Origin of the sequence: Pedobacter psychrodurus (genome assembly GCF_004331735.1) — a bacterium.
GTDB lineage: Bacteria > Bacteroidota > Bacteroidia > Sphingobacteriales > Sphingobacteriaceae > Pedobacter > Pedobacter psychrodurus.
This window is the reverse complement of record NZ_SJSO01000004.1, coordinates 258,834-285,287: the sequence shown is the minus strand read 5'-3', so window position 1 is coordinate 285,287 and position 26,454 is coordinate 258,834. Positions and strand designations below refer to the sequence as shown.

Sequence of the window (26,454 nt, the reverse complement as noted above, 5' to 3'; positions counted from 1 at the left end):
ATCGTTCATTGTAATGCTGTTATTAAAACTATCGCTATATGCACCCAAACAAATGAACTATTGACCATTGAACTAATGAACTTTTTTCTTCACCACCAAAAGATGATCGCAAACTAATACAACTTCCCCATGCTGGTTAATGATTTCTACATGTTCAGTTACAGTGCCATAGGCTGGTCTTTTGCTATCTCCTTTTTCAGCAATTGTGATTGCTGAATGAATGGTATCGCCAATGAAAACAGGTTTTACAAAACGCAGTTTATCATATCCTTTACTCATGGCCTCAGGATTGATTTCTGATGCAGTTAAACCGATCCCAATACTAAAGACCATTGTTCCGTGTGCAATTCTTTGCTTAAATGGCTGTGTAGCACACCATTCTGCATCCATGTGGTGTGGAAAGAAATCACCGGTATGACCTGCATGAACTACAAAATCGGTTTCCGTTATCGTGCGGCCTAGTGTTACACGTTTATCCTGTAATTGATAATCTTCAAAAAATGTTGATTTGAAATACATAATTTTATTTTATTCCGTCATTGCGAGCTTTTGATTTTTCATCAAAGCGAAGCAATCTTTCTTGCAAACAGATTGCTTCGTCGTGCCTTCTCGCAATGACGATTTAATTATTCCTTAACTTTTACTCCTCCAGTATCACTCGATTGATAAGCACTTTCTACAACTGCCATGGTTTGAATTACATCTTCAACACTGGTTTGCAAAACATCCGTTGAACCTTCGTTATACCGCATCAAATTGGCCATAGTTCCAATAAAAGCCTCTGGAAACCAAGAGCCCTCAAGCTTAACTGTTTGCCATTCCGGAGATTTTCCATCTTCAACCAGGCAATATTCAAAAACATCAGGTACACCATGGGGATAATCCATTAACAAGCCAATTTTAGCTACTATTGCACCTTTTGTTCCCTCCCATTTAATATAACTTTCCTGGTGATTCGGACCGAAATCGTGATCATGATTGGTGTTAATTACGGCATGCATGGTATCGCCGTAATCAAATAAAATGGTAGAACGTGATGAGGATAAATTCTTTGCCGGATGTTTTAATGTTTTGGCTAGAATACTTTCCGGATTACCTAAAAACGAACGGATTAAATCCACATAGTGAATGCTGTGGTACTGGATTTCTAAACGTGGGTGAATAATCACATGAGGAAAAATTTCCCAAGGTGTTTTAACGGTTACGCGAACTTCCATATCATATAATTCGCCAATTAATCCTTTATCGATCAGGTATTTTGCCGCACTTACAAATGGTGCAAAACGCAATTGAAAGTTTATGGCTGCTTTTAAGTTTTTCGCGCTACATAATTCGAGGATTTCTTTTGCCTGGGCAAAATCATCACCCATCGGTTTTTGGATCAACACCGCACTTCCATTGGGTAGCTGTTTTAGCGTTTCAATGTACTGTTCGGGCATGATGGTTAAATCGTAAACGGCGTTTGCTGGAGCCAGTTTTACCGCCTCAGCAACCGAATTGTAAACATTCGGAATACCGAAAGCATCTGCCAGTTTTTGTGCCCTTTCTTTAGTTCTGTTTACAATACCGTGCACTTCAAATCCGGCAATTTTATAGGCAGGAAGATGTGCATCAGATACAATTCCACCTGCACCAATAATAATGATGGGTTGCTTTGTTTCAGGTAGTTCTGGCTTATATTTTATATCAATACTCATTTGTCAATTTCGTTAATCTGATCTTGTGCAAGCTGAATCAATTCTTCAGTAGATTGATTTGTATTAATAGCCTGCAAAACCATCTGATCGATTATGGCCGCTATTGCAGCCCAATTTGTTTTCTGAGGTAACATATTGGCTACCTCATGCAGTTGTTCTAATTTGTGGTAATAAGGAATTACTTTATTGATTTCTTCATCTTTCCAAGTTGAAATCCGGCAACCAATTCCGCCCGCTAAAGTGAGTTGTTTATCCTGCTCTTTGGCCAAGGCAAAACGAAGAAAATCGTATGCGATATCTTTGTTTTTACTACCCTTAGCAATGGTGTAAAGCCAATAAACATTTAAAGAAGCAGATTTTTTGTCAATCGCGGAGGGCAATAATTCTACATCGATTTTGCCTTTAACTTTAGAATTTGGATCCACTTCGCATATAGCTGCAAAACCAAACCAATTGATCATCATCGCAGCTTCACCCTGTGAAAAGGCCATTCCGGCACCTACAGATTCAAACGCTGCTGATTTTGGATGAATAGCAGTTTTATCGTTAACAATTGTGCGATAGAAATTAAGCCCATCAATTGCAGCCCGTGTATTAACCTGAATATGGTCATGTTTGTCAACCAAGTTGCCACCTCTGGTCCATAATTGCAGGCAAAAATCAAACACGGTATTATGCCCATCAGGATAACATGCAAAGATACTTCCGTAAAGATTATTCAGCGGGCGATTGAAGAACCTGGCGATCTGATGAAAATCTTCCCAGGTTTTGGGTACTTCTAAAGTTTTACCGAATTGAGCAAAATAATTGGCTTTTTCAGTTTCGTTTTCGAACAGATCTTTCCTGTAAACGAAACATTCAGGGCCATCGTGAAATGGTAAACCCACTATTTCCCAGCCGAAACGTTGTAAACCTAAAAGTGACTTGCTCCATCCTCTCGGAAAATCATCTGGTTTATTTTTATTGATGTAGGGATTTAAAACTTCGAAATCCTGATCGTTATAGCCTTCCAAAACCCAATCGGTGCTGATATGTGCTATATCAAAGTCGCCATTGACTAAACCTTTCTTGGTAATTGTACTGTCGTAAAGCTCGTGTAGATCCATCACCACCATCTCCAATTTCAGCTTACAACCCGAAAATATGCAATATTGATCCCAAAATTTCTGCATGGCAGACTCAAAAGGAGCAAATTTACGAACGGCTATTCTGAAAGTGTCTACCTGGTTATGCATTTGCAGTTGTATGCTGTGTTATAAATTCTTTGATAATTTTCTCGTTATCCTGTCCCAATTTAGGCGAACCTTTTGACGAGGTAAGCAACTCGCCATCAATACGGATTGGGCATCTGGTAGTCTTATATTTGTAACCATCCATCATTTCTACTTCCTGTATCATGTTCAAAACCTTAAAACCATCGTGAGCCATTAATGCATTCCAGTTCAAAACATCGGCACACCAGATATCAGCTGGTTCCAGTATTGAAAGCCAGTTTTCGGTGCTTGCAGATAAAAGATGTTCGGCTAAAATTGCCTTAATCTCATTCCGTTTATCGAATGCTTCGCTTACGTCCACGTAATCTTCCAATTTCTCGCAACCAAGTAAATTTCCCAATTGTGGAATTGATCCCATCGCCAAGGCTAAATATCCGTTTTCTGTTTGATAAATACCATAAGGAGCACCTAAATATGCATTGGCATTGTTCTTTTTTGAACGTTCGGGTAAGCTTCCTCCATCATTCATAAAGGTGGTAATGGTTTCGAACTGAAAATCGTAGGCCGATTCCATCATGCTTACCTGTACAAATCCACCCTCATTTTTTATGGCTTTACGGTACAAACAGGCTAAAAGTCCTTGCGCTAAATGTGCCCCAGCCAACATATCTATAATGGATAAGCCCATGGCTACAGGGCCACTATCTGCATTTCCAGTTAGAGAAGTTAATCCAGTAACGGATTGTAATAACAAATCCTGGCCAGGTTTATTTTTCCATTCCGTGTCTGTTCCATAGCCAGAAATTTCTCCATAAATAATTGAAGGATTTAAGGCGGTAACCGATTGATAATCGAAACCTAAGCGCTCCATTACACCTGGACGGAAGTTATGGATCATTACATCTGCCTTTTTTAGCAGTTCGCGGACCATTTCGCAATCTTCTTCGCTTTTTAAATCAACTTCAAAGCTCTCTTTATTTCTATTGATAGCATGAAAAACCGACGATTCGCCATTCATAATCAGGTTCGAGGTATACAGCGTACGGCAGATATCGCCAACACCTAAACGCTCAATTTTGATTACACGTGCACCCATGTCTGCCAAACGCAAGCCTGCCGATGGGCCAGAAAGAAACTGGCTGAAATCGATAACTAAATAATCTTCAAGCGGTCTCATAATTTTATTTATTTAATATCAGTCGTCGTTTTGAGTATAGGGCGGTCGTCATCTCGACCGTAGCGGAGAGACCTTTTAAACTATGTTCAAAGATTTCTCCATTCCGCTTCGCTTCAGTCGAAATGACGACCGATTTTTAATTCATTTTATTTTTCGTTTGTCATTCTGAGCTTGTCGAAGAACTTTTTCTGCTACGTTTCGACAGGCTCAACGTGACAACTACGTTAATTCAAACTCTTTATTAATCTCTGACGTATTTTCCCCAAGTTTTGGTGCTGCTTTCGCTGCAAATAATTTTTCGTTATCTAACCTAATCGGACTAACGGTTGTCTTGATTATTTTGCTCCCACCTAAATCCAATTGCTGCTCTATATCAAGGTTTTTGTAAGTACTCAAAGCTGTTGCCGTTTGATAATTCAATACTTCAGCGCACCAGATTCCGTGATTTTCTAACAGTTCGACCCAGGTTTTGGTATTTTCCTTTTTAAAAGTGTCAGCCAAACGGATAATCAATTTATCACGATTTTCAAAGGCTGAACCCGCCTCAACATACAAATCAGTGATATCGCAATTAATTATTGCACAGATATTTGGGAGATTACCCATTGCCATTGCGATATAACCATCGGCAGTTTCGTACATGCCATAAGGTGCACTTAAGTAGGCGTGCGCGCTTCCCTTTGCCCCGCTTCTATCGGGTAATTTTCCACCATCGTTTAGGTAAGTGGTTAATACCTCAAATTGCACATCCAAAACCGATTCTAATAAACTTACTTCAACCAGAACGCTTTTGTTTGTTTTTGTCCTTTTGATCAAAGCAGCCATTATTCCTTGCGCTAAATGGTTTCCACACATAATGTCAGAAACGGAAAGACCAAATGGAACAGGTCCATCGACATCAACACCCGATAAAAAAGTAAGACCTGAGACTGATTGAACCAATAAGTCCTGACCAGGTTTATTTTTCCATGGTCCTTCATTCCCATAGCCCGTTACCACACCATAAACAATTTTGGGATTAATATTTTGTACCGTCTCGTAATCCAACCCAATTTTTTCCATTACACCTGGACGGAAATTATGCGTCATTACATCGGCTTCGCGGATTAGTTTTTTCAGTCTTTCTAAATCATCAGGATTCTTTAAATCTGCAGCGTAGCTTTCTTTATTGCGGTTTATCGTATGAAAAAGCAAGCTATCTTCATCTACAAAAAGATTTTTAATGGATAGTTGTCTACAAGCGTCTCCTGTTTTTGGTCGCTCAATTTTGATTACACGTGCGCCTAAATCAGCCAGTTTTAAACCAGCCGACGGTCCTGCCAAAAACTGGCAAAACTCTAAAACCAAAAGTCCTTCTAGCGGCTTGTTCATGATAATACTAAGCTTTTAGATTTCTGATATAATACATTTATGGCTGTTAAAACCTGAATTTCATCTCCGCCTTTCATTAAATAATCGCGAACAACATCACCTGCATGATCTTGAAAATACATGGAACCATGGTACCGCGGACGAAGGAATGCCCTTTGTAAAGCTGGTAAAGTGTTTAAAAAATAATTCTGACTCTGGCGGTTTACTTCTTCGTTTTTCCAGGCAGCTAAATACCCAGGTTGACCACCACTTTCAAAAAACAAAGTAGCTTGACAAGCTGGTGAACCTACAAATTCTACATATTTAGCAGCCATCTCCAATTCATCGCATTTAGCAGAAATGGCCAAACCGGTTCCACCTAAAGTGCTTCGAAGGTTGGTTTTTCCATCTAAACTAATCATATCGTGAAAATGCAAGTTTTTGCGGGCATAACCATTACGCGAATAGTTCGAATAACCGTAAGCAAAAGGACAATAAACAATTTCGTCACTTAAAGTCATTGCCTCATACACCTGAATCGGGTTTCTGTCAAAATTTGCCTTATCCATTTTTGAAGCCAGCTCACGGTACATTTTCAAAACTTTAACACCTGTTTCTGCGGAAACCACTTCTTCATCATTTTGGCAGGGATCTTCGCCAAATGAGCAGCAAAGCGTATAAAAATTCATTAAAACGTCAATCGGAATGCCCGCAAAGGCTACTAAACCGCTATTGGCAAGTGACAATAAATCGTCGAAAGATTTAGGCAGTTGCAATCCTTTTTCGGCAAGTAAATCTGGCCTTGAAGCGGCAACCGGTGTTGCTGCATCTATAGGCAAGGCCCATAAGTGATCATCATAAGTGTAACTTTCGTAAGATTGGCCAACAGAATTTTCTTCCTGATCTTTTAAATATTCATCAGAGAGGTAAAAATCTAAAGGCACAATAGATTTTGTTTTAGCTGCAAAACCCGCCCAAGGATGATCAATAACCAATAAATCGAACCGTTCAGCTAATTCCTGGATCGAAAAATCGGCAAATTGCTGCAAACTTCTTTTCTCCCAAGTGATGTGAACATTCGGATGCAATTCAGAAAACCGCTGTGCCGTTGCCACCATGGGCAAAAGCCCACGACTATGGTTCCAGGTTATTCCTTTTAAGTTAATCGTATTCTCCACTTTATTTTTATCTAATGGTTGGTGTCTCCACCAACCATGTTATTATTTTATTTAATTATTTCGGTCGGTGAGACACCAACCGATAGATTCTTCTATTTTCTCTAATGGTTGGTGTCTCCACCGACCATTTTTTTATTATCCACCAGGCCAAATATTATATTGTGTTTCGTGAGGACACGAACCATGGCCTCTCTCCCCTTTATTTCCCAGTATTAATTATAATCGATGAAGAAACCAAACCAGCAGATGTTGCCGTTAGTTTAATTGTTCCTGTTTTTTCTGTTGACTGTAGTATGGCTAAACATAAACCATGAAATGCTTTACGGTAATTGGCTTTAAAAGGCTCAACACTTGCCTGAAACCCATTATCAACACCTGCAATAAAACCAACACCATCTATTTTAAAATCGACTAAATTATCGGCGTTTGGCACTACATTTCCTGCAGCATCTAAAATGCGGACAGTAACAAAAGATAAATCCTTACCATCAGCTTTTATGTTCTTTCTATCGGCTATTAGTTCTATTTTCGCCGGATCTCCTGCTGTTTTCACTTCACGTATTAAAACCTCTTTCCCGTTTTTACGCGATAAAGCCTTTAAAGTTCCTGGTTCAAAATTCACGTTCCACAATACATGCAGTTCATCACCTTGTTTTGACCTTTTACCTAATGATTTCCCGTTCAGGTAAAGTTCTACTTCATCGGCATTGTTGTAATAAGTCCAAACGTCAACAGATTTTCCCTGTTTCCAGTTCCAATGTGGCAAAATATGCAGTACAGGTTTGTTGGTCCATTCGCTTTGATACATGTAGTATGAATCTTTCGGGAAACCTGCCAAATCAACGATTCCGAAGTACGAACTTCTGGCTGGCCAGGGATATGGTAGCGGTTCGCCGAGGTAATCAAAGCCTGTCCAAACAAATAAGCCAGATACGTGATCATATTTCTTAGCTGCTGCCCAGGTTTCTTCATGTGTAGAGCCCCAGTATGCCGAAACATTATCATAAGCAGATGCCGACCATTCACTGTTACCTTCGGTAAATTTTGTTTTTCCATCTTTTGGCCAACGGCGGATGGTATCGGCAGTATCGTAAAAACCCCTGGTTTCCAAAGCAGAAGTAGTTTCTGTTGCTAAAAATTTAACGCCCGGATAATTTTTAGGGAAATCTTTGTAAAGTTTGTGGTTGTAGTTTAATCCATAAATATCTAGCGCATTGGCTTGATAGATAAAATTCTTTTCAGCTTTTGTTTCGGTTAACGCCGAAATTACCGGACGTGTTTTATCCAGATTTTTAACAATACCTACAAGCTCTTTTGTAATCGCCATACCTGTGCTATCAAACTGCTCACGGATTTCGTTACCGATGCTCCAGAGAATAATCGATGGATGGTTACGATCGCGTTTAATCATATCTTCCAAATCACTTTTATGCCATTGCGGAAAGTTTAAATGGTAATCATTTTTGGTTTTCTTTTTCACCCACATATCAAAAGCCTCATCCATTACAAGGAAGCCCATTTTGTCGCATAAATCTAAAAATTCAGGGGCAGGTGGATTGTGTGCCGTACGGATGGCATTCGCCCCCATTGCTTTCATCATTTCCAGTTGGCGTTCCATTGCCCGAACATTTATTGCAGCCCCTAAAGCTCCTAAATCGTGGTGCAGGCAGACGCCCAAAATTTTCATTGGTTTCCCATTTAAAGAGAAGCCTTTTTGTGCGTCGAAATTGAAAGAACGAATGCCAAATTTGGTTTCGTAAGTATCAATTACTTTTCCGCTTTGAAGAATTTGAGTAACTAATTTATATTGGTAAGGATTTTCAACAGACCAAAGTGTTGGGTTTTTAATATCCAGCGTTCCGTTTACCGCTGTTCCCGAAGTGTCAACTTTAAGAGTTTGAGGTTTACTTTTGATAAGCAATTTTCCTGCTGAGCTATAAACTGAATTGATTACAAGAACAGATTGTGATTTCAAAGTTTTGTTCTGAATCTGCGTTTGCACATCAAGTTTCCCTGAATTGTTAGTAGTTATAAAAGTTCCCCAATTGGAAACCGCAACTTTCGCTGTTGAGGTTAACCAAACGTTTCTGTAAATCCCCGAACCTGAATACCATCGAGAATCTGGCTGAGCAGAATTATCAACTTTAACCGCAATGATGTTTTTCCCGGTTTTCAAAAACTTGCTTATTTCGTAAGAAAATGAGGAATAACCATACGGCCTTTTGCCCAAATATTTTCCATTAACCCAAACTTTGCTGTTCTTGTAAACGCCATCAAATTCGATGGTAATCAATCTGTTTTTAAAATTGGCTGGCGCTATAAATCCCTTTCTATACCAGCCGATGCCTGTGGGTAAACCACCGCCCTCTGGTTTGGCAGGATTTTTCTCATCAAATTTACCTTCGATGCTCCAATCGTGTGGTAAGGTGAGTTTTCTCCATTTAAGATCGTTATATGTTGGAGATTTAGCATTCGATTCATCACCTAAGAAGAATTTCCAGTTTTTGTTAAAGCTTGTTCTTGATCTAATGTCATCGTCATTGCGAGCCCGATTTTTCATCGGGAGAAGCAATCTTTCATGTAAAATAGATTGCTTCGTCGCGCCTCCTCGCAATGACGGAAATATGATCTTCATTGCGAGGCTGGGAATGTACGAGCCGAAGCAATCTGACTTCGCAGATGAGTTTGTTTTTTCGAAAGTTCGTGACTTCGCTTCAGTCGAAATAACGCCAAAAGACATCACCATTAAAAGCGTCAAACCAAAAAATCTATATTTAAATTGAGAACTCATCATTTTAGTTTTTCATTTCGCTTACAAAATTTAATGTGCTTTTACCTAAATCTTTCGATGTAGCAACGGCAATTCCGCGTTGATCTTGCTTGTTTACGGCGCAGTAAAAATGATATACTGTGCCCTTATACTTCAAAACGAAAGATTTATGTGCATACAATTCATCATATTTTTCTGATGATTCAATCAGGTTATCGCCTGTCCAGTCGGTCCAGTTTACCAGATCATTTGAGACTGCAAAACGGTTAAAGGAGCCTTTTCTATCTTGCCAAAACGCCCCGAAGTAAAACATTACCCAGGTTCCGTTAATCTTTTGGATTACAGCATCTCCTGTAATGCCGATTGGATGATGAACCACGGGGTTTTTATTGAAACGCTGCCAATGAACCATATCGTCAGAAACTGCCATACCAATTCGCTCGTACCAGCGTGTTTTTTTATTATTCACCAACGAATCGCCAACAGCATTATAGTACATCACGAATGCATGGCCAGTAAGTTTTTGTTTATCTTCAATTACTGTGCTTTTAAAAAGTTTGTTGCGGTTTTCCCACCAGCGCACGTCAGCATCGCCAGAAGCTAAAACAGGTTTATCTAACCGACTCCACTCTTGAACTACTGATGGATTTTTGCTTGTATAGGCCATTCCAATTGACAAAGGCTCCACTTCATAACCTTTTTCCTTACCACCGAAATACGACATCCAATATTTGCCATCGAATTGATTTACACCATAATTCCCACCCCATTTGGTATCTAGTAATGCATTATAACCTGCTTTTTGGTTATCGTCCCAATTGCCTTCGTTGCCAAACGACATCAGTTTGCCTTGATTTTCCCAATGCAATAAATCTTTACTTTTCGCCAACCAGGTTTCGTAACCGCGACCGCTAAAAATTAAATAGGTCATGTACCAATCTTTATCCTTCCTAAATATAGTTGGGCAATCCATTTTATGGTCTTTATCTTCAGGAACCATTACCAGACCATATTTATAAGGTGTTTTTACTTCCTGATAAATCTTTTCCATGGTTTCTGTTGAAACAGGATTAGCGGTTTGAGCATTCAATTTTAATGCACTAACAAAAAGAAAAAGTGTGATGATTATCTTTTTCATTTGTAATCAAGATTAAATTTATAATAACCTGATCCTATAGCCACCTTGCTTTTGCCATTTTCTACTCCTGCATCGTCAACTGATGAATTGTATTCTTCTGAGATATTATATTTCGGTAAAACCGGAAAATAAACTGTAGCTTTTGTATTTACCGGAATGTTGACTTCCAAAGTGAAATTTTTAGCTGTTTTTGTCCATTTGGTTGATATTTTACCATAAGGAGAATCGTAATTCACATCAGCAAAATTTAAATCACCCACCACTTCTGGCTCGATTTTAATATGGTTAAAGGCAATCGAATTTTCTTCCTGACGGATACCACCAATACCACTGTATAGCCATTCCATTAAGTGTCCCAGCATAAAATGATTGTTAGATACTGTTGGCAAGGCCGCCCACGATTCTGTTAAGGCTGTAGCACCTTTGGCAAGCTGCATACCATAACCAGGCACATCAGAACGGCTGTTCATGTCGAAAATCACATCCGATTTTCCGGCATCTTCTAAAACACGTAACATATAACGGTAGCCAATATCACCAGCTGTTAAACTGTTTTTACGATCTCTGATGTCTTTAACCAAATTCTCGATCACGGCATTTTTATCTTTTTCTTCAACCAGTTTCATATAAACAGCCATCGCATTTGCTGCCTGCGAACCTGTTGCATACTGTTTGGTTTTTGCATCGAAAAATTTATTATTGAAAACATTTCTGACTTCGACGGCAAGTTTTGCATAGGCCAGCGCATCCGCTTTTTTACCTAAAAGTGTGGCTATTTTTTCGAGGATATTTAAATCATAGTAATAAATTGCTGTTCCGGTTACGCCCATTGGGGTTAGTTGAGAAACGCCAGGAGGGTTTGGCCCTAAATCGTACCAATCGCCTAAGCCCTGCGACAAGATGTTACCTTTGGCTTTAGTACCAAGATAACTAATGTACCGCTGCATCATCGGGTAATAATCAATCATCGCCTGTTTATCGCCATACCATTGATATAAATACCACGGCATCAAAATCCCACTGCTGCCCCACTCCGGTGAATCGCGGAACATATCGCCACCCCATTCGAACTTTACATATTCAGGAGCAATTTCAGGGATCAAGCCACTAACCAATTGCGAGTTTTTCATATCCTGCAAGGCTTTTTTAAACAAGGGTGCAGCATTATAATTGTACCGTACAGAACTTCCCATTAAATGAAGCTCTTCTAACCAGCCCAATTTTTCGCGGTGCGGACAGTCGGTAAACACACTCACCATGTTACTTTTAATGGCCCAATCGATCAAACTGAAAGTTTTATTAAACAATTCGTTAGAAGAAGAAAATTTACCCACTTGCTGAGCTGCATTCCTAATATGTAAGGATTTTAAATCTTCGATTACTACTTTGCCTGAAGTGTTATCTTTATCAATTGGAACTCCTCCTTTAACTTGAAGATACCTAAATCCGGTATAAAAGAATTTTGGTCGCCAGGTTTCTAAACCCTCCCCTTTTAATATGTAGGTAAAATAAGATGGTCCACCAATGTTTTTTTGTGTTACCGAACCATCGGCTTTTAATAGTTCAGCTGGTGTGATGCGAACAGTATCGCCTTTTTTACCTCGAACTTTTAATTCGATAATGGCAGAAGCGTTCTGGCCCATATCGTAAACCCATTCATTATTGGCTACCGAAGTAACATTTTGTGCCGTGAAATTTTCAAAAATCTTTATTGGTTCTTCTTTCTGTGCATTCAGTTTTGGTCCATCAACCAATAAAGCAGATTTCCATTTCAAATCGTTAAAACCAGCCAAATCCCAGCCTTTTTGCTCGAGATTAGCATTATAATCCTCACCACCATAAATACTCGAAAAAGTAATGGGCGATGGTGCAGTTTTCCAGCCCTGGTTACTTACGATATTGGCTGCAGTACCATCGCTATATTCAATCAGTAATCTGCAGATCATTTTTGGGTAACCAAAAGCCACTTTTAATTTTCTATAGCGCTCTTTAACTGGTGGAACATAATAAAAACCGTTGCCCAGCATCACACCAATTGCATTTTCACCTTTCTTAAGCTGCCTGGTTAAATCATATGTAATGTACAAAGCCTCTTTATCGTATTTTGTCCAGCCGGGAGCCAGGAAATCGTTGCCAACTTTCGATCCGTTTAAACTCATTTCGAAATGACCTAAACCAGAAATAAATGCAGTTGCCTTTTTTATTGGCTTGGTCACCGTAAAACCCTTACGGAACATGGGCAGAACGTTGTTGCTATTGTGTTTATCTTTTTTACCGTCAGTTGGTAAGCTATTTACATTTGAATCGGCTAGTTTCTCGTAAGCAATCCATTTTGCTCCTTTCCAATCATCAGCAGGGCGTAATCCCATTTGCCAAAAGGCTGAAGTGCTCCAGGCAGATTGATTTCCAAAATTATCCCAAACGCGGACTTTCCAATAGTAAGTTTTGGTTGATAATAGCTTAATTCCTTTGTAAGGTATCTGAATCGATTGACCTGAATTCACTTTTTTAGTATCCCATACCTCGCCAATATTTTTATCCAAATTACTTTGACTGCGCGAAACTAAAACCTGGTAGGCAGCCTGCATCACATTATGCTTTGATGATTGCAATTTCCAGCTTAAACTTGGCGAAAACACATCAATTCCGATCGGATTATTCCGGTATTCACAATCTAATTGAGCAACTTTAATATCTTGCGCAAAAAGCGGAATGCTTAACAGATAAAGCCAAGAAAAAATTACGAGTTTACTCATCAACTGTTGTACACCATTTCGGTGTTTGGTTAGGTTTATAAATGGTTATCAGTGATATAATTTCTTCAAAAATAATTGCTCAATTCTGTTGAATTAAGCAATTTAAATTTCTTAACTTTAAATTGCTATCTCTAATTCAAATATAAATGTTTTTTTTAAATATGAAAACATATATTCGTATTTAAATTATGCGAAATCTTCCCTTGTATAAATAAGAAAGCATTTTGTATGTTTGAAATTGTAAAAAATACGCTACAGCCAAATTTAAACCCGCATGAACGAAAAAGAATCGAAGTACCAGGCCCCTGCTTTGGATAAAGGACTTGATATATTGGAGTATTTATCAGCACAATCTATCCCATTGTCTCAAACTGAAATTGCGATTGGTATTGAGAAAACGCCTAACGAAATTTATAGGATGTTGATGAGTTTAGAAAGTCGCGGCTATATTTTACGCGATGAGGTTTCGGGTAAATACAGGCTCTCGCTAAAGCTTTTTTACCTTTCACACCGGCACTCACCTATTGATGAGCTGCGTAAGGCTGCGCAGTTTCCACTGGAAGAACTGGCCAATAGCATTCGTCAGTCGTGCCATTTGAGTATTTTATACATGAACCAGGTAATGGTGATTATTCATGCCAAAAGTCCCGGGCCAATTGCGCTTTCTATTGAAGAGGGTAACTTGTTTCCATTGCCTTTAACCGCCTCGGGTAAGGTTTTATTGGCTTATATGCCCGAGGCTGAGCGTACAACAACCTTAAAAAACAATGTCATTTTTAAGAAATATGCCAAAGCACAGCAAGAGGATTTCTTAAGTTCTTTAACAGATATCCAGCAAACTGGCTCTTATTTTAAAAATAGTGATTCAGTTTCGGGTGTAACCGATATTTCAGTGCCTATAGGTATAGAAAGCAACAACGGTATTATCGCCTGTTTAACCATTTCGATGTTAAATGCTTTAAATGTAGATCAGACGATTGCAAATGATGTGATCCTCGCTGAGGCATACAAATGCGTTAAAAAGATAGAACAGCGGATTGGCGTTTAGACCCGTCTTCAACCTATCAGGTTTCAAAAACCTGATAGGTTTACCCAAGTAAACTTTTTGCTTTTTGGAAAGCAGTTGCAGCAGTTCTTTGGTTATTCCAGTCCCGCTTTTTGTTTCTGCTGATGAAGAATCAGCATCCACTTCAATCGGGTTTAGGTCGGTTATGACTGTGCTGCTATTAACAAAAAACCCATAGTTTAAGATTGCTTCCCCGAAAGGTCGGGACAGGCTCTCGGCAGAAAAAGCCTTCTCGCATCCGATAGCTATCGGATGACGAAACTACCCCGAATACTTCACCATATAATCCTTTCCTTTTTCGATTGTAACTTCATAAATTCCTTTGGAAACCTCTTTCACTTCCGCATCTTTTACAACTGGTTGTGTTTTACTTTTTATCTTTAGCTTACCTTCTCCTGTTGGTGAAGAAACTTTGATTTCTTTCTTGCTGCAAAACACCGAAATATCTCCGTTAGCTGTTGGTACTTTTCCTTCCATCCATTCCAAACCACCTAAATTTGGCTCGATAATGTAATTTTCGTAACCGGGTGATGTTGGTTGAACACCTAAATAATACTTCCCTAGCAAATAAATCGGACTGGCACCCCAGGCATGGCAAAGGCTTTTTCCAAATGGCCTGCCGTACATGGCTAAATGTTCTGCTCCTTTTTTATCAGGATTGTATTCTTCCCAAAAAGAAGTTGCACCCAATTTTAACATCCCACCCCAATAATTTTTCATTTCCTTTAGTACATAAGCTTGTTCGCCCATGGCACATAATGCTTCCAATTCATAAAAACGCATATAAGGCGTGGTGATTTTAGCGATCTGATCGTTGAGCAATACATTTTTTTTAACAGCCAGTTTTTGTTCAGGTGTAAAATAATCAAAGAAAATCCCAAACATATTGGCATAACGGGTTACATTGTCTGTTTGTTTATCATCAACGCGACTGTGTACCAACGCGCTTTTGTTCTGGTTCCAGTAAAGTTCAAAAATTTTGCTTTTCAGTTCTTTTGCCTGTTTATCGTATTTTGCAATTCCTGCTGTATCATTGGCCAATTTGGCGCATAGAGCCATCGTTTCTAAACTTCGTGCGTATAAAAGCTGTTCGAAACTCACTTCTCCGTCTTTACTTAGTTTATCTGCCCAATCGATAAAAATCCAATCGCCCGGCATCCATTCCAACAGACCGTTTTTATTCTTTCTTCCGTCGATGTAGGTCATAAGCGATTGCATTCGTGGATAAATATCCTGAACAAATTTTTGATCGCCCGTGAATTTATAATAATCGTAAATCCCTAAAAACCAGTAGAAAGAATAATCCATAATGGTATTGATGTGGGCTGTTACTGGATCTTTGCCACGCTGCGCCAACAAAGTTCTTTTAACTGTTGGTGCATCAAAAAACGAATAATAATTCATCAGATAACTTTGATAAGCATCGCCACTCCATACCCACCGATCGCGTTTTATCCCATCAATGAAAAACTCGCGGGTATTTAAATGAAAGGTATATTTGGCTACATCATAGATTTTATTTAGCTCCACATCCGAAGATTTAAAACTTCCGCGTTCTGTTACTGGTGAATACTCATATAACATGGAAATAGAATCGACTGTTACATTTCCAGTTGTTTGCCGGTTCACGTATCGAAATGCTTTCGAAAGTGGCATGATAGAATCTTTTTTCTGGGCCAGGTCGATATCAAGATAATCCAGAGTTTCACATTTATCAGTTGATAAGGCTTCTTCTTTCGATTCGCCATAATAAATGCTCAGTCTTCCTTTTCCTTTTAAACCATGTACTTTAATAAACCCGAAAGTTTCTTTTCCGAAATCAGAAACCGCACCCTTATTTATTTTTTCGGTTTTAACCTTCGATTGTGCTACTACGGGTAATTTAAATTGTGATGGCAATTTAGTCGGATCGGTTAAATTCCAGGAGCCTGCCGAAACAAAGGTGGTTCCTGATTTATCGGAAGTTTTTCCACTTGCATCAATCCATTCTTTATCTTCGAAAGTAGTTAGCCAGGTTTCATCAGAAACTATAGTTTTACCCTGAACAAAAATTGCTGGTACGTTTGCCTGATTATATACTTTTAAACTCAATTTATGCTTTCCGGCAGGGATCTGGATGCTTTTTGGAAAGCCGGAAATAGCCTGACCATCAATTTTCACATTGTAAGTTCCTTCTACAAATAGCCTTACTTCTTCAGCTTGAGCCAAATTGAATTCCTTATGAAAATCAACCAAAACATAGTGGCTATCCATTTTCCAAAACACCGGAAAGAACGAACCTCTTTCTGTTCTGCGGTTCTGCATTACATTGCTCATGTAGATATCGAAATCGCCGGGATACCATATCCATGAGGCTTTTTGGGCAAAAGCTGGTGCTATCAAACAAGTGAAAATTACCAGCAGAATTATTTTTTTTAAGTTTTTCATATTATTAGCTTATATATAATCGACGTACGTTAATTTGCGACGTCATTCCCGCGCAGGCGGGAATCTTAATGAACTATTGCATTAGGATTCCCAATCAAGTTGGGAATGACGATTACACGATTTAATGCCCATTAAAGAAAATGTAAAGTGCAACCATTACAATAGCAAGCGCAATCCACGAAATCCAAACTGTTCTATCAGGCTTTTCTATATTGGCCTCATGCTCTTCGTTAACTGTGTAAATGCTTGGTGATCTGTCAAGTAAGGAAATCAGTATCGCGATGATCAGTAATCCGGCAAAAATGAAAAACGACACCATCAGATAATGTGGCCAGATATATTTATCTGATGGTAAAATCCATAAATAAGTTACCCCAATGCCCAAACTTAGAATGGATCCGATTGAAAGTGTAAAATTTACCGCTTTTCTAGTGGTTCTTTTCCAGAAAACGGTTAGTAAAAATACAACCGATAATGGCGGTGCAATAAAACCCAAAACCGACTGAAAAACATCGAATAGATTTAATCCTTTAATGTTATCGATAGCTAAAACCACTACAACTGCAAAAATACAACCTGCCACAACTGCCCATCGGCCAATGCGGATAATCTGCTTGTTACTTGCTTGTGGATTGATTTTTTTTACGTAAATATCCATCGTAAAAACGGTACTTAACGAATTTAAGGATGAACCGATAGTACCCACCAAAACAGCAATCAGCACTACGATTACCAAACCATTCATGCCTGGAGGAAATAAATTGGTTACCATGGTCATGTAAGCTTCGTTCGGGTCTTTTAAGTTTGGAAACAGCACATAACAGAGTATTCCGGTTCCAATAAATAATGGTAATGAAAGAATTTTTAGCCATCCAATAAAGCTCACACCTAATTGCCCTTGCTTTAAATTCTTAGCGCCCAAAACGGATTGAACCATCGATTGGTCGGTACAGAAAAAGGCGACAGCAGCAACGGGATAACCCAATAATATGGCATACCATGGGTATTTGGGATCGCTGGCTGGTTGTACCAGATTCCAAAAGTGATGTGGCGTTTTTTCATATAATGCAGAAATTCCGCCAACTTTGTTTAAACCTAAAAGCATTAATGAAAGCGAAACGGCAATGAGTAAAATCATCTGAAAAACATTCACTTTGGCGATGGCTTTTAATCCACCGAAAAAGGTGAACAATCCAGCAAAAGCGACCAATACGGTAACCGATTGCCACATCGGGATGCCTAAAATCTGACGGACTAAAAAGCCTCCTGCAAATAAGCCCAAAGATAACCACGAGATTAAAATTTTAACTAAAGCATACCAGGCAAGGATATTTTGGGTCGAATCGCCATAACGGTTACCCATAAACTCAGGCATGGTACTCACCTTAGCAGCAAGGTATTTTGGCGCAAAAACAATGGCAAGTAAGAATAAAAATATAAAGGCATACCAATCGAAGTTGACCGCAACTATACCGGTGCTGTAACCAATGCTTGCAAAGGCCAACAACATTGACGGACCTACATTTGTTCCCCACATATTGAAACCGATGCTGCTCCAGTTTAAAGATTTATTGGCCAGAAATAAGGTTTCATCATCGTTCTTCTTTTTGGAGAAACTGGCCCGATAACCAATGATAATCAGGACAATGAGGTAAGCGATTACGATGAAGTAATCTAAACTGGTTAATCGTTCTACAATGTTTCCCATTGGGTTTAATTGGTTAGTTTTTTATTTATTGCCACGGAAACACAGAGTCCACGGAGCTACTTTTATTTTTTTCGTCATTGCGAGGAGGTACGACGAAGCAATCTTTCATGCCAAATAGATTGCTTCGTGCCTCGCAATGACGATCTTTTTTTCACAATCCTATCGATTCTCTTGTAATATGATTTGCTTTCAAAATCTCATCAACTTTTACAGGCAAACCTGTTTCTAATGACTTATCCATCGCCTGTAACAAGGCAACAGTTCCAATGCCTTCTTTTAAATCTGGGTAGGCCGTAAAATTATTATTGATACTATCAGCAAAATAATCCAGGTAGTTTTGGTATTCTCCTGCGTGATGGCTTTGCCCTTCGAAACGGAAATAATGTTTTAAAGTAGAATCGCCCCAGGTAATAATCTTTTCTTCTCCAGTTTTTGTGGTGACCGAATAACGCAATTCATGGTAATCGGCCTGACTCGCCCCTTCTGTTCCACGGAGAATACAGCTCATGCCACTATCGCGATTTGCAGGTTGCGTAGGGCCAGTATAAGCACCACTAACCCTTGCAATCCGGCCATCTTTTGCTTTGAAGATAAAGTGCATCGTATCCTGATTTTTTAGTCCAGCTTTTAAGCCATTACTGCTCAACATGCCATAGCCCATTACTTCTTCAATATCAGGCATATACCACCTGACAAAATCAACAGGATGGCTTAATCCACCGTATAGCCATTTAAACGATTGCTTTAGCGACCAACCTTTCTCTAAAAACCAGCGATGATCGGCGTGGTAATGACTTTCTATGGTGATTAACTCTCCTATCAAACCCTCATCAAAATCTTTCTTTTGACGCTTTGCAGGCTCGAAAAAACGAGAACTTTGCCCCACAAAAATCTTTTTTCTTGATTTCTTTGCTAACTCCAGCAGCTCATTTGCTTGAGTTAAATCATCGATAAATGGTTTTGTACAAACCACATGTTTTCCGTGCTCAAGCGCAAGTTTAATGTGTTCGAAATGCAGATGATCTGGCGTATAAATCGCAATCATATCGATTTTATCGCTGGTTAACATATCCTCGTAATTGGTTGTCCAGTTTTTAAAATCAAACTCCAAAGCACGTTCTTCGCAAAGTTTTTTATTGGCATCACAAATTTGGATGAGCTTAAACTTTCTACTTGATAATGATGCAGAAATTGTACTTCTGCCCTCTCCTAAACCTAAAATCCCTAATCTTAACATGATATTTTTTTTTAAGCGTTATTGTTTTTTACATATTGTCATTCTGACGAAGGAAGAATCTTTAAACTAATAGCACCGCTACAAACCCAGCCCACTAATTTTAGTTCGGCTGGTAATTTATGGCAGTATTTCATCGCCTGCAGATTCTTCGCTGCGCTCAGAATGACAAACCTCTAGTTTATTTATTCTATCGGTTTAAAGAATACCCAAACCTCATCAGGTTTGGTGCCTTCAATTCCTTCCTGGTATTTCTTCATTAGGGCATTCCATTCATCCACTTTCGGGTTATTTAAAGTGGTTTTAGGATTTAAGTCATCTATTTTTTTTCCTTTTGGAATACTGATGATCAGCATGAGCTGTCGATCGTTTTTAAAAATTGCCAAACGTTGAAATTCTGCATTACAGAACCCTTTTGAAATTTCAGGCCATTTTTCAAATTGCGTTTTATGGTAGTCCAGATATTCCTTTTGCATTTTTTCATCTTTAACCAGATTGACCGATAAAATGATGTTGTCCCATTCTGCAACGGGTTTATCGCCACAGTTTTTTTTTCTGTTGAAATCGTAAAAAAGATTATCGTAAAGCTTAATCTCTGTTGCATTTAAGCGTTTCAAAGTCTGCTGCAAACTCTCTACTTTTAAATTTGAAGTATAGATAACCAATCTGTTATTCCATTTGTAAATTGAACTTGCAAGAAGGTTATTTTCCTTGGCAAAACCATCCAAAACTTTATTTGATGGCAGGTTATCATTTTTAAAAATCAACTCAAAAACCACCGGTTTATCTTCTGCCTGATTGATTCCTCTATTAGAATAATTCGCTTTTTGCTTTAATAAATATTGAAAAGGCTTTTCTAAACCTGCATTTTGTTTAATATTTTCAGCAACTTTAGGTCCGTTGTTTTCCCATAAATTATCCGGTCCGTTAGCGTTTTGAAGATATTTTTCAGTTGGCGTCCAGTTGTTTTTTATAGTGAAATAAGAAGAACCCTCGTCTGTATAAAGATAAAACCAATGTTCTGGAAGATGGGCAAAAGGTGCCTTGTAAATACTATCAACAACATTTTCGGTGATAAACGATTCTGGCTGTGCAGACAAAGTATAAATCCCCGCTACATCGTACATGTGTTTACCGTAATGATGGATTTTATTAGCGCTGATGGTATTTTTTTCCATCGCATTTTGTGTTTTCGTCCAACCCCACCCCATGCTGATGCCCGAATAAGACACATCGCAGATTTCGTTATGCAAAATTTTTATTCCACGCACGTAACCTGCGCCAATACCCACAGCACCCCAATCTTCATTGGTCACATCAGTAACCAGGTTATTTTCGATTGTGTTGTTAGCTGAAATTTCTCTTTTATCTGTCGGATTATAAGGTAGATGTACTTCGGTCGCCTCATCAGAAAAAGTTCCGATTAAAATGGCCGAACCACCAATATCTTTAAACAAATTGCCCTTGATTTCATTATCTGAAGTCCCTTTTTTGTAATCTAAACCTGTAGAGGCGAGATGTATGAAACGACAAGATTTGAAAGCGGTATTGTTTGCATAATTAACTTCTACAGCAGAGGCCGGGCGACCAACCCAAGCCTGATTTTCCAAGCTAGGTTTATCAGGGGTTCCTGCCTTTTCGAGTTTGTAGGCGTCGAGCATGTACATACCCGCCTGGTGCGGCACATGACCTTGTTTTGAAGGTCTCAACCAGGTAGAATGCTCAAAAGAAATTCCTTTGAAATTTATAAAAGTAACCGGATTATCGATTGTTCCTTCAATTTTTAGCAGATTTTCTAAGGCTGGCGCAATCACTTCGGCCTTCAACATATTTTCTGCTGCCCTTGGCCAATAATAAATCTTGTGGTTTTGTACGTCTTCGAACCATTCACCTGGTTCATTCAAAAATTGAATGGCATTTGTAAGGTAAAAGGCTGAATTCCCAGTCTTTTCAGAAATCCACGGAGCAGGCCAGGGATGTTCCGATTGGATCCTACTTTCTGGCTGCATGAAAGAAAGTTCAGCTGTATTGCCAATCATTTTAACCGATTTTACACGGAGATTCGCAATTGCCCACCATTGATGGATCAACATTTCCATGCCTTTAACATTAGTTAGGCTGATATTTTTTTGTAGTGGGATTATACAGGTTTGTTTTTCGCTATTCCACGACAAAATCCTACCCATTGCATCGCCATTATAGTTTTTTGCACGAACAGCTTTATTTCCATTAACCCAAAGTTGACGGAATAGTAAGCCATTTCCGTCGAAATTAGGTACATCTGCTACCCAAATTTTCCCGGTAGCGGCTTTAGGCAATCCGGGAACTGTTCCGGCAAGTTTTTTCCAGCCGTTGATTTTCACACCTCCGCTTAAAACAACTTTTTCAGTGGCAATAATTTCAGTAGGGCTATCTTTCGTGCCAGAATCTTCTGGGCGGATGACAATAGGTTCGTGAAGTTGGTAAACGCCTTTACCCATAATAATCCGGATGCCACCTTTAATCGAAGCATCATTTAATCGCCTTAACTCTCTTGCTTTCCTCACCGCTGAATGAAGTGTTGCCAAGGGCTTTTCTTGTGTTCCTATATTAGTATCGGCACCGTTTACGGAGACATAGATATCCACCGCGTCGGCTTTAAAGTGCAACAACGACAAGAGAATTACCAGAATGAAAAATGGTTTAAATTGTTTGGTTCGTGAGGACACGAACCAAGGCATCAAGTATTTTTTTCTATGTGTGCTTTGCATCTTTTTCTTTATCGCAATTTCATAATTCTCCTAATAAGATTGCTTCCCCGAAAAGTCGGGACAGGCTCTGCCTCGCATCCGATAGCTATCGGATGACGACTTATTGTTTTGAAAAACTGACTTGAGGTAGCTAGTATTGGCACTGAAATTATATTTTACATTTGTTGGCTGGCTTGCATCTCTACTTCTTTCTACCACTAACCAACCGCTCCAATCCAAATCATCTAGTGTTTTTTTTACTTTATTGAGATCAATTTTCGGATCGTTTTGTAACCAAACACCATCTTCGTTTGTAGCATGAATTTGAATAATGTTTTTCTTTCCTAGAATTCTCAATTCTTCATGTAAATCTCTCCCATTCTTTATGGCGTTGGAGAAATTGAAATAACTTTTCACATGTTTGCAATCAATATCTTTTAATAATTGTAATTCGCCCTTTGCATCTAATGATGATTCAATTCCAATTGTAATTCCAGCTTTGGATGCCATTTTTCCAGCAACTTTTAACCTTTCCACAATAAGCTCGCGCAATTCAGGGTTTTTAACCAAATCGCCCTGAACACCTAATGGTAAAAAAACCACTTTAACATTCATCGCTTTTGCCGTGTCTAAACAATCCTGAATCATCTTTTGATAAGTTGGTCGCTTGGCGAAAGATTGCGCATAAAATCCAGTCATTGCCAATGAGCAAATTTCTAGATTGAGTTCCTTTGCTTTATCTAAATATTCCTGACGTACTTTCGGGTCAGCGAGTTTATTATCGAAAGTTTCGCGGGCGCCCAAGCCACCCATATCAATTTCTAATCCATCAGCACCAATTTCTTTGGTTAATGGCAGCGCACTAATTTTCTGACGTTTCAAAATCATCAAATCAATCACAGCAATTTTATACCTGTTCTTTTTAGCTGCCGCGAAAAGCAACTGATTCGGAATCATCAAAGCACCTGTTAATAAAGCTACATTTGCGATAAAAGTTCTTCTGTTTTGATGTTGCATATTTAATTTATTGGGCTAATGATTTTTTGTCAGCGGGTTAAAACAATAACTATGACCAGTCGTCATTCTCAGCTTGACTGAGAATCTTAATGATAAGGGTTGCTTATGCTTTAAGATTCCCACCTGCGTGGGAATGACGGCAAGAATAAAACATTATTTCATTGTCTTAAAGGAAATAACTTTTCTAAATTCTCAAACCCGATCACCGCATTTTTCGGTAGCTTTTCGCCCTTATCTCCGAAAACATATAGGGCATTTTCCTTTTCGATGGTTACTTTACTTTCATCATATTTACCGGTTTTATCTTTAACTGAAGAGGCATTTAACTTGAAGTTTTTGATTAGGAAATCGTATAACGCAATGCGTTTATTGACGCCAAAATCGTGCTTTTCTTCAGGAAGATGTACATTTTCAATTTTGCCTTTCTGACCATAATAAGCATACATTTTTTGTAAATAAGGGAAATCGTGTTCGGGTGTATGTGCCGTCCAGTCGCTACCATCCGACACCAATAATTGTGGCCGCGGTGCAGCCATTGCAGCTAATTCTACATTATCAGTTCCACCACCACACTGATGGATAGGCATCCCGCTTTCGCATGGGCAGCCGCCATAAAAATACGATGACATCGCAACCACTGGTGCACTTAATTTAATTCGGTCATCCATTGCCGTCATTAATATCGAATGACTTCCTGCCCCCGAACCACCACTGATTCCGATTCTGTTGGTATCTGTTTCTTTTAAAGACGAGAAATAATCTAAAATCCTGATGCCACCTAAAGTTTGAACGGTTTGTGCTAAACTACGGCGATGGTCTTCATATTTAAATTGGAGCATCGACTCGCCCCAGGCAAATAAATCGTAACTAAAGGCCATTGCCCCCATCTTGGCGATCATTGCACATCGAATCTGGCAGTCGGCTCTGTAGCGTTGTTTTTCCCAGTGCCCATCAGGAGATAAAACCACTGGTATTTTGCCTTTCACATTTAAAGGTTTGTACAATGAGCCGTTAATCCAAACACCGGGAAGAATTTCCAGCGCCATATTTTCAACCGAATAACCATCAAAAACTCTTTTCGCTGTGATAATTGGTTTTGAGTTTGGTTTTGCGGGTAAAGGCGATAACAGTAAAGCCTGATATAATTCGGGTTTGATTTCCGCTTTGCGCTTTTCCCAACTCGCTTTATCATGGTATTTTGTGGCTAAAGTATCTAAATAGGCCCAGCCATTCTGAACTTCCCAACGGTAATATTCGTATTCCTTTAATTTGTAAACGCCAGACTTTTCTTTGTTTACTTTCATATCCAAAGGCGTAAGCACATTTGTAAGTGTCTCATCAACATTAGCACGAAAACGCCAATCAGCATAGTTTACCCATTTGTCTTTCACCTGAGGTTCGGAGTATTTGATTTGCACTTTAAAACGCTTTTGAATTTCTTTTAAAACATCAACTAATGGCTTTTTATAGAGATTATCAGTGTTTTGAGTTTGGGCGAAACTAACTCTTGAAAGAAATAGAGAAATTATAATGAAGAGAAAACTTTTCAAAGTTCCTCCCCCTGCCCCCTCTAAAGGGGGACAGCATGATGCAGAAAAACAATACCTAAATCTGAAATACTTTGTCACATTATTCGTCATTTCGAGCGAAGTGCAACGTAGCCGAGAAATCTTTTTAATCTGCGTAAAAGATTTTGCTTCGATGTGCACTTTTTGGTTCTTCACGGCAGTCGAAATGAGGAATTGCTTAAACGACGACTTATCTAATCTCATGGTTCTTCGCTTTTAGTTTCGGTAATAACAGGCGCGGTATAACTTTTCAATTTCGGCCAAACACCATTTTTGATTTTCTTTAACTTTAACTTTGAAGGATCTACCACCACATGTTTGATTTTTTCCCTTCTCCAGGTATAGATGAAATGTAATAGGCCATCAGAAGTTTGAATCACTGCAGGATAAGAATATTGACTAATCGGTGAATCTTCTAAAATGAGTGCAGCAGACCACTTTTTACCATCCTTTGAAACAGAAACATTTAAAGGAGTTCTTGGTCCTTTGGCTAAATCGCCCGGAGGCAAAACGTGGTTGTACACCAAAACATGGCGGCCATCTTTTATGGTTACTGCATCAGTTCCTGAATTATTATTTGGTAAGGTGGTTTTGGTTAATGCCGACCATGTTTCTCCATTATCGGTAGACCAGGATTCTACAATTGCGCGGTTCGCGGTTCTGGCCAAAATCTGCAATTCTCCATTTCCGTGTTGTAGGATGCTTGGCTGAATAGCTTTAATGCCATTCTCGGGAAGTGGGCCAACTGTTCTCCAGGTTTTGCCATTGTCTTTGGTTACCTCGAAGTGGATCTTCCAACCATCGCCTTCTTTGCTTGATGGTGCAAAAAAATTTCCATCACTTAACAAAACCGGTTTATTTTTTACAGGGCCGATGTAGCCATCAGGTAATTTTGTAGCCTCAGACCAGGTTTTTCCGCCATCTTTGGAAGTTTTCATTAAACCCCACCACTCAGATGGTTTTGGTCCGATTTTGTAAAACAATAATAAATCTCCACCTGGAACCTGATACAAAACCGGATTCCACGTAGGTAACCTTTTACCATCAGGCTGGATGCCATTAGCAACCGAAAACGGCGCCATCCATTTGCCATCTACCAAACGGCTGATGTAAATTTCTACATCGGGATTTCGTTCTTTTGTTCCGCCAAAAAATGAAGCTACTAAACCTGTTGATGTCTCGGCAATGGTTGCAGAGTGGCATGATGGGAATGGTGCCTTATCGTATAGAAACTCTTGTTTTACAACCCCTTTTTGCCATTTTTCTACCTGAGCGTTGGCAGTGATTGCAGCTGCGAATACAAGTCCTAATGTGATGTATATTTTTTTTGATATCATAATTCTTTTTTCTCTTCGAGGGTGATTACACAGATCACTGGATTTCACAGATTTGCTTTATTACCTAAAACTGAAAACTCCTAGCTGA

At 39.0% G+C, this 26,454-nt stretch carries 17 protein-coding genes; 1 reads left to right on the top strand and 16 read right to left on the bottom strand.

Going from position 1 to position 26,454, the window contains the following annotated elements:
- Positions 1 to 72: 72 nt before the first annotated feature.
- The 9 genes from EZ456_RS06380 to EZ456_RS06340 form a co-directional block, all read right to left on the bottom strand.
- Positions 73 to 519, bottom strand: a complete 447-nt coding sequence (locus EZ456_RS06380; RefSeq protein WP_131528431.1) for a MaoC/PaaZ C-terminal domain-containing protein — start codon at positions 517 to 519, stop codon at positions 73 to 75.
- 107 nt (positions 520 to 626) lie between these two features.
- On the bottom strand, positions 627 to 1,697 hold the full coding sequence (locus EZ456_RS06375) for a Gfo/Idh/MocA family protein (RefSeq protein WP_131528429.1): 1,071 nt from the start codon (positions 1,695 to 1,697) through the stop codon (positions 627 to 629).
- Complete coding sequence (locus EZ456_RS06370; protein WP_131528427.1) at positions 1,694 to 2,932, bottom strand: extracellular solute-binding protein; 1,239 nt, start codon at positions 2,930 to 2,932, stop codon at positions 1,694 to 1,696. The genes EZ456_RS06375 and EZ456_RS06370 overlap by 4 nt, the downstream gene beginning before the upstream one ends.
- A complete protein-coding gene (locus EZ456_RS06365; protein ID WP_131528425.1) occupies positions 2,925 to 4,088 on the bottom strand; it encodes a CaiB/BaiF CoA transferase family protein in 1,164 nt (387 codons plus the stop codon). The genes EZ456_RS06370 and EZ456_RS06365 overlap by 8 nt, the downstream gene beginning before the upstream one ends.
- A 219-nt stretch (positions 4,089 to 4,307) precedes the next feature.
- On the bottom strand, positions 4,308 to 5,459 hold the full coding sequence (locus EZ456_RS06360) for a CaiB/BaiF CoA transferase family protein (RefSeq protein WP_131528423.1): 1,152 nt from the start codon (positions 5,457 to 5,459) through the stop codon (positions 4,308 to 4,310).
- A complete protein-coding gene (locus EZ456_RS06355; protein ID WP_131528421.1) occupies positions 5,456 to 6,616 on the bottom strand; it encodes an ABC transporter substrate-binding protein in 1,161 nt (386 codons plus the stop codon). Before EZ456_RS06355 ends, EZ456_RS06360 begins: the two co-directional genes overlap by 4 nt.
- A gap of 199 nt (positions 6,617 to 6,815) precedes the next feature.
- Positions 6,816 to 9,176: a beta-galactosidase GalB gene (gene galB, locus EZ456_RS06350; protein ID WP_131528419.1), complete on the bottom strand. Its 2,361-nt coding sequence runs from the start codon at positions 9,174 to 9,176 to the stop codon at positions 6,816 to 6,818.
- 235 nt (positions 9,177 to 9,411) lie between these two features.
- Positions 9,412 to 10,524, bottom strand: coding sequence for a glycoside hydrolase family protein (locus EZ456_RS06345; protein WP_131528417.1), 1,113 nt, complete (start codon positions 10,522 to 10,524; stop codon positions 9,412 to 9,414).
- A complete protein-coding gene (locus tag EZ456_RS06340; RefSeq protein WP_131528415.1) occupies positions 10,521 to 13,280 on the bottom strand; it encodes a family 78 glycoside hydrolase catalytic domain in 2,760 nt (919 codons plus the stop codon). The genes EZ456_RS06345 and EZ456_RS06340 overlap by 4 nt, the downstream gene beginning before the upstream one ends.
- 274 nt (positions 13,281 to 13,554) lie before the next feature.
- Between EZ456_RS06340 and EZ456_RS06335 the strand changes: the two genes are divergently transcribed.
- The gene (locus EZ456_RS06335; RefSeq protein ID WP_131528413.1) at positions 13,555 to 14,328 is read left to right on the top strand and encodes an IclR family transcriptional regulator; all 774 of its coding nucleotides are present in this window, start codon (positions 13,555 to 13,557) and stop codon (positions 14,326 to 14,328) included.
- A gap of 279 nt (positions 14,329 to 14,607) precedes the next feature.
- Here the strand turns inward: EZ456_RS06335 and EZ456_RS06330 are convergent, their stop codons facing one another.
- From EZ456_RS06330 to EZ456_RS06300, 7 genes are all read right to left on the bottom strand, one after another.
- Complete coding sequence (locus tag EZ456_RS06330; protein WP_131528412.1) at positions 14,608 to 16,773, bottom strand: alpha-L-rhamnosidase-related protein; 2,166 nt, start codon at positions 16,771 to 16,773, stop codon at positions 14,608 to 14,610.
- Between the two features lie 121 nt (positions 16,774 to 16,894).
- Complete coding sequence (locus EZ456_RS06325; RefSeq protein ID WP_131528411.1) at positions 16,895 to 18,481, bottom strand: SLC5 family protein; 1,587 nt, start codon at positions 18,479 to 18,481, stop codon at positions 16,895 to 16,897.
- Positions 18,482 to 18,632: 151 nt separating this feature from the next.
- The gene (locus EZ456_RS06320; protein ID WP_131528410.1) at positions 18,633 to 19,718 is read right to left on the bottom strand and encodes a Gfo/Idh/MocA family protein; all 1,086 of its coding nucleotides are present in this window, start codon (positions 19,716 to 19,718) and stop codon (positions 18,633 to 18,635) included.
- A 182-nt stretch (positions 19,719 to 19,900) separates the two neighbouring features.
- Positions 19,901 to 22,465, bottom strand: a complete 2,565-nt coding sequence (locus EZ456_RS06315; RefSeq protein WP_225876484.1) for an L-rhamnose mutarotase — start codon at positions 22,463 to 22,465, stop codon at positions 19,901 to 19,903.
- A gap of 30 nt (positions 22,466 to 22,495) precedes the next feature.
- Complete coding sequence (locus EZ456_RS06310; RefSeq protein WP_131528409.1) at positions 22,496 to 23,461, bottom strand: sugar phosphate isomerase/epimerase family protein; 966 nt, start codon at positions 23,459 to 23,461, stop codon at positions 22,496 to 22,498.
- A 158-nt stretch (positions 23,462 to 23,619) separates the two neighbouring features.
- Positions 23,620 to 25,233 (bottom strand): acetylxylan esterase, encoded by a 1,614-nt coding sequence (locus EZ456_RS06305; RefSeq protein WP_225876483.1) that lies wholly within the window; start codon positions 25,231 to 25,233, stop codon positions 23,620 to 23,622.
- Positions 25,230 to 26,366: a sialidase family protein gene (locus EZ456_RS06300; protein ID WP_131528408.1), complete on the bottom strand. Its 1,137-nt coding sequence runs from the start codon at positions 26,364 to 26,366 to the stop codon at positions 25,230 to 25,232. Before EZ456_RS06300 ends, EZ456_RS06305 begins: the two co-directional genes overlap by 4 nt.
- Between the last annotated feature and the right edge of the window lie 88 nt (positions 26,367 to 26,454).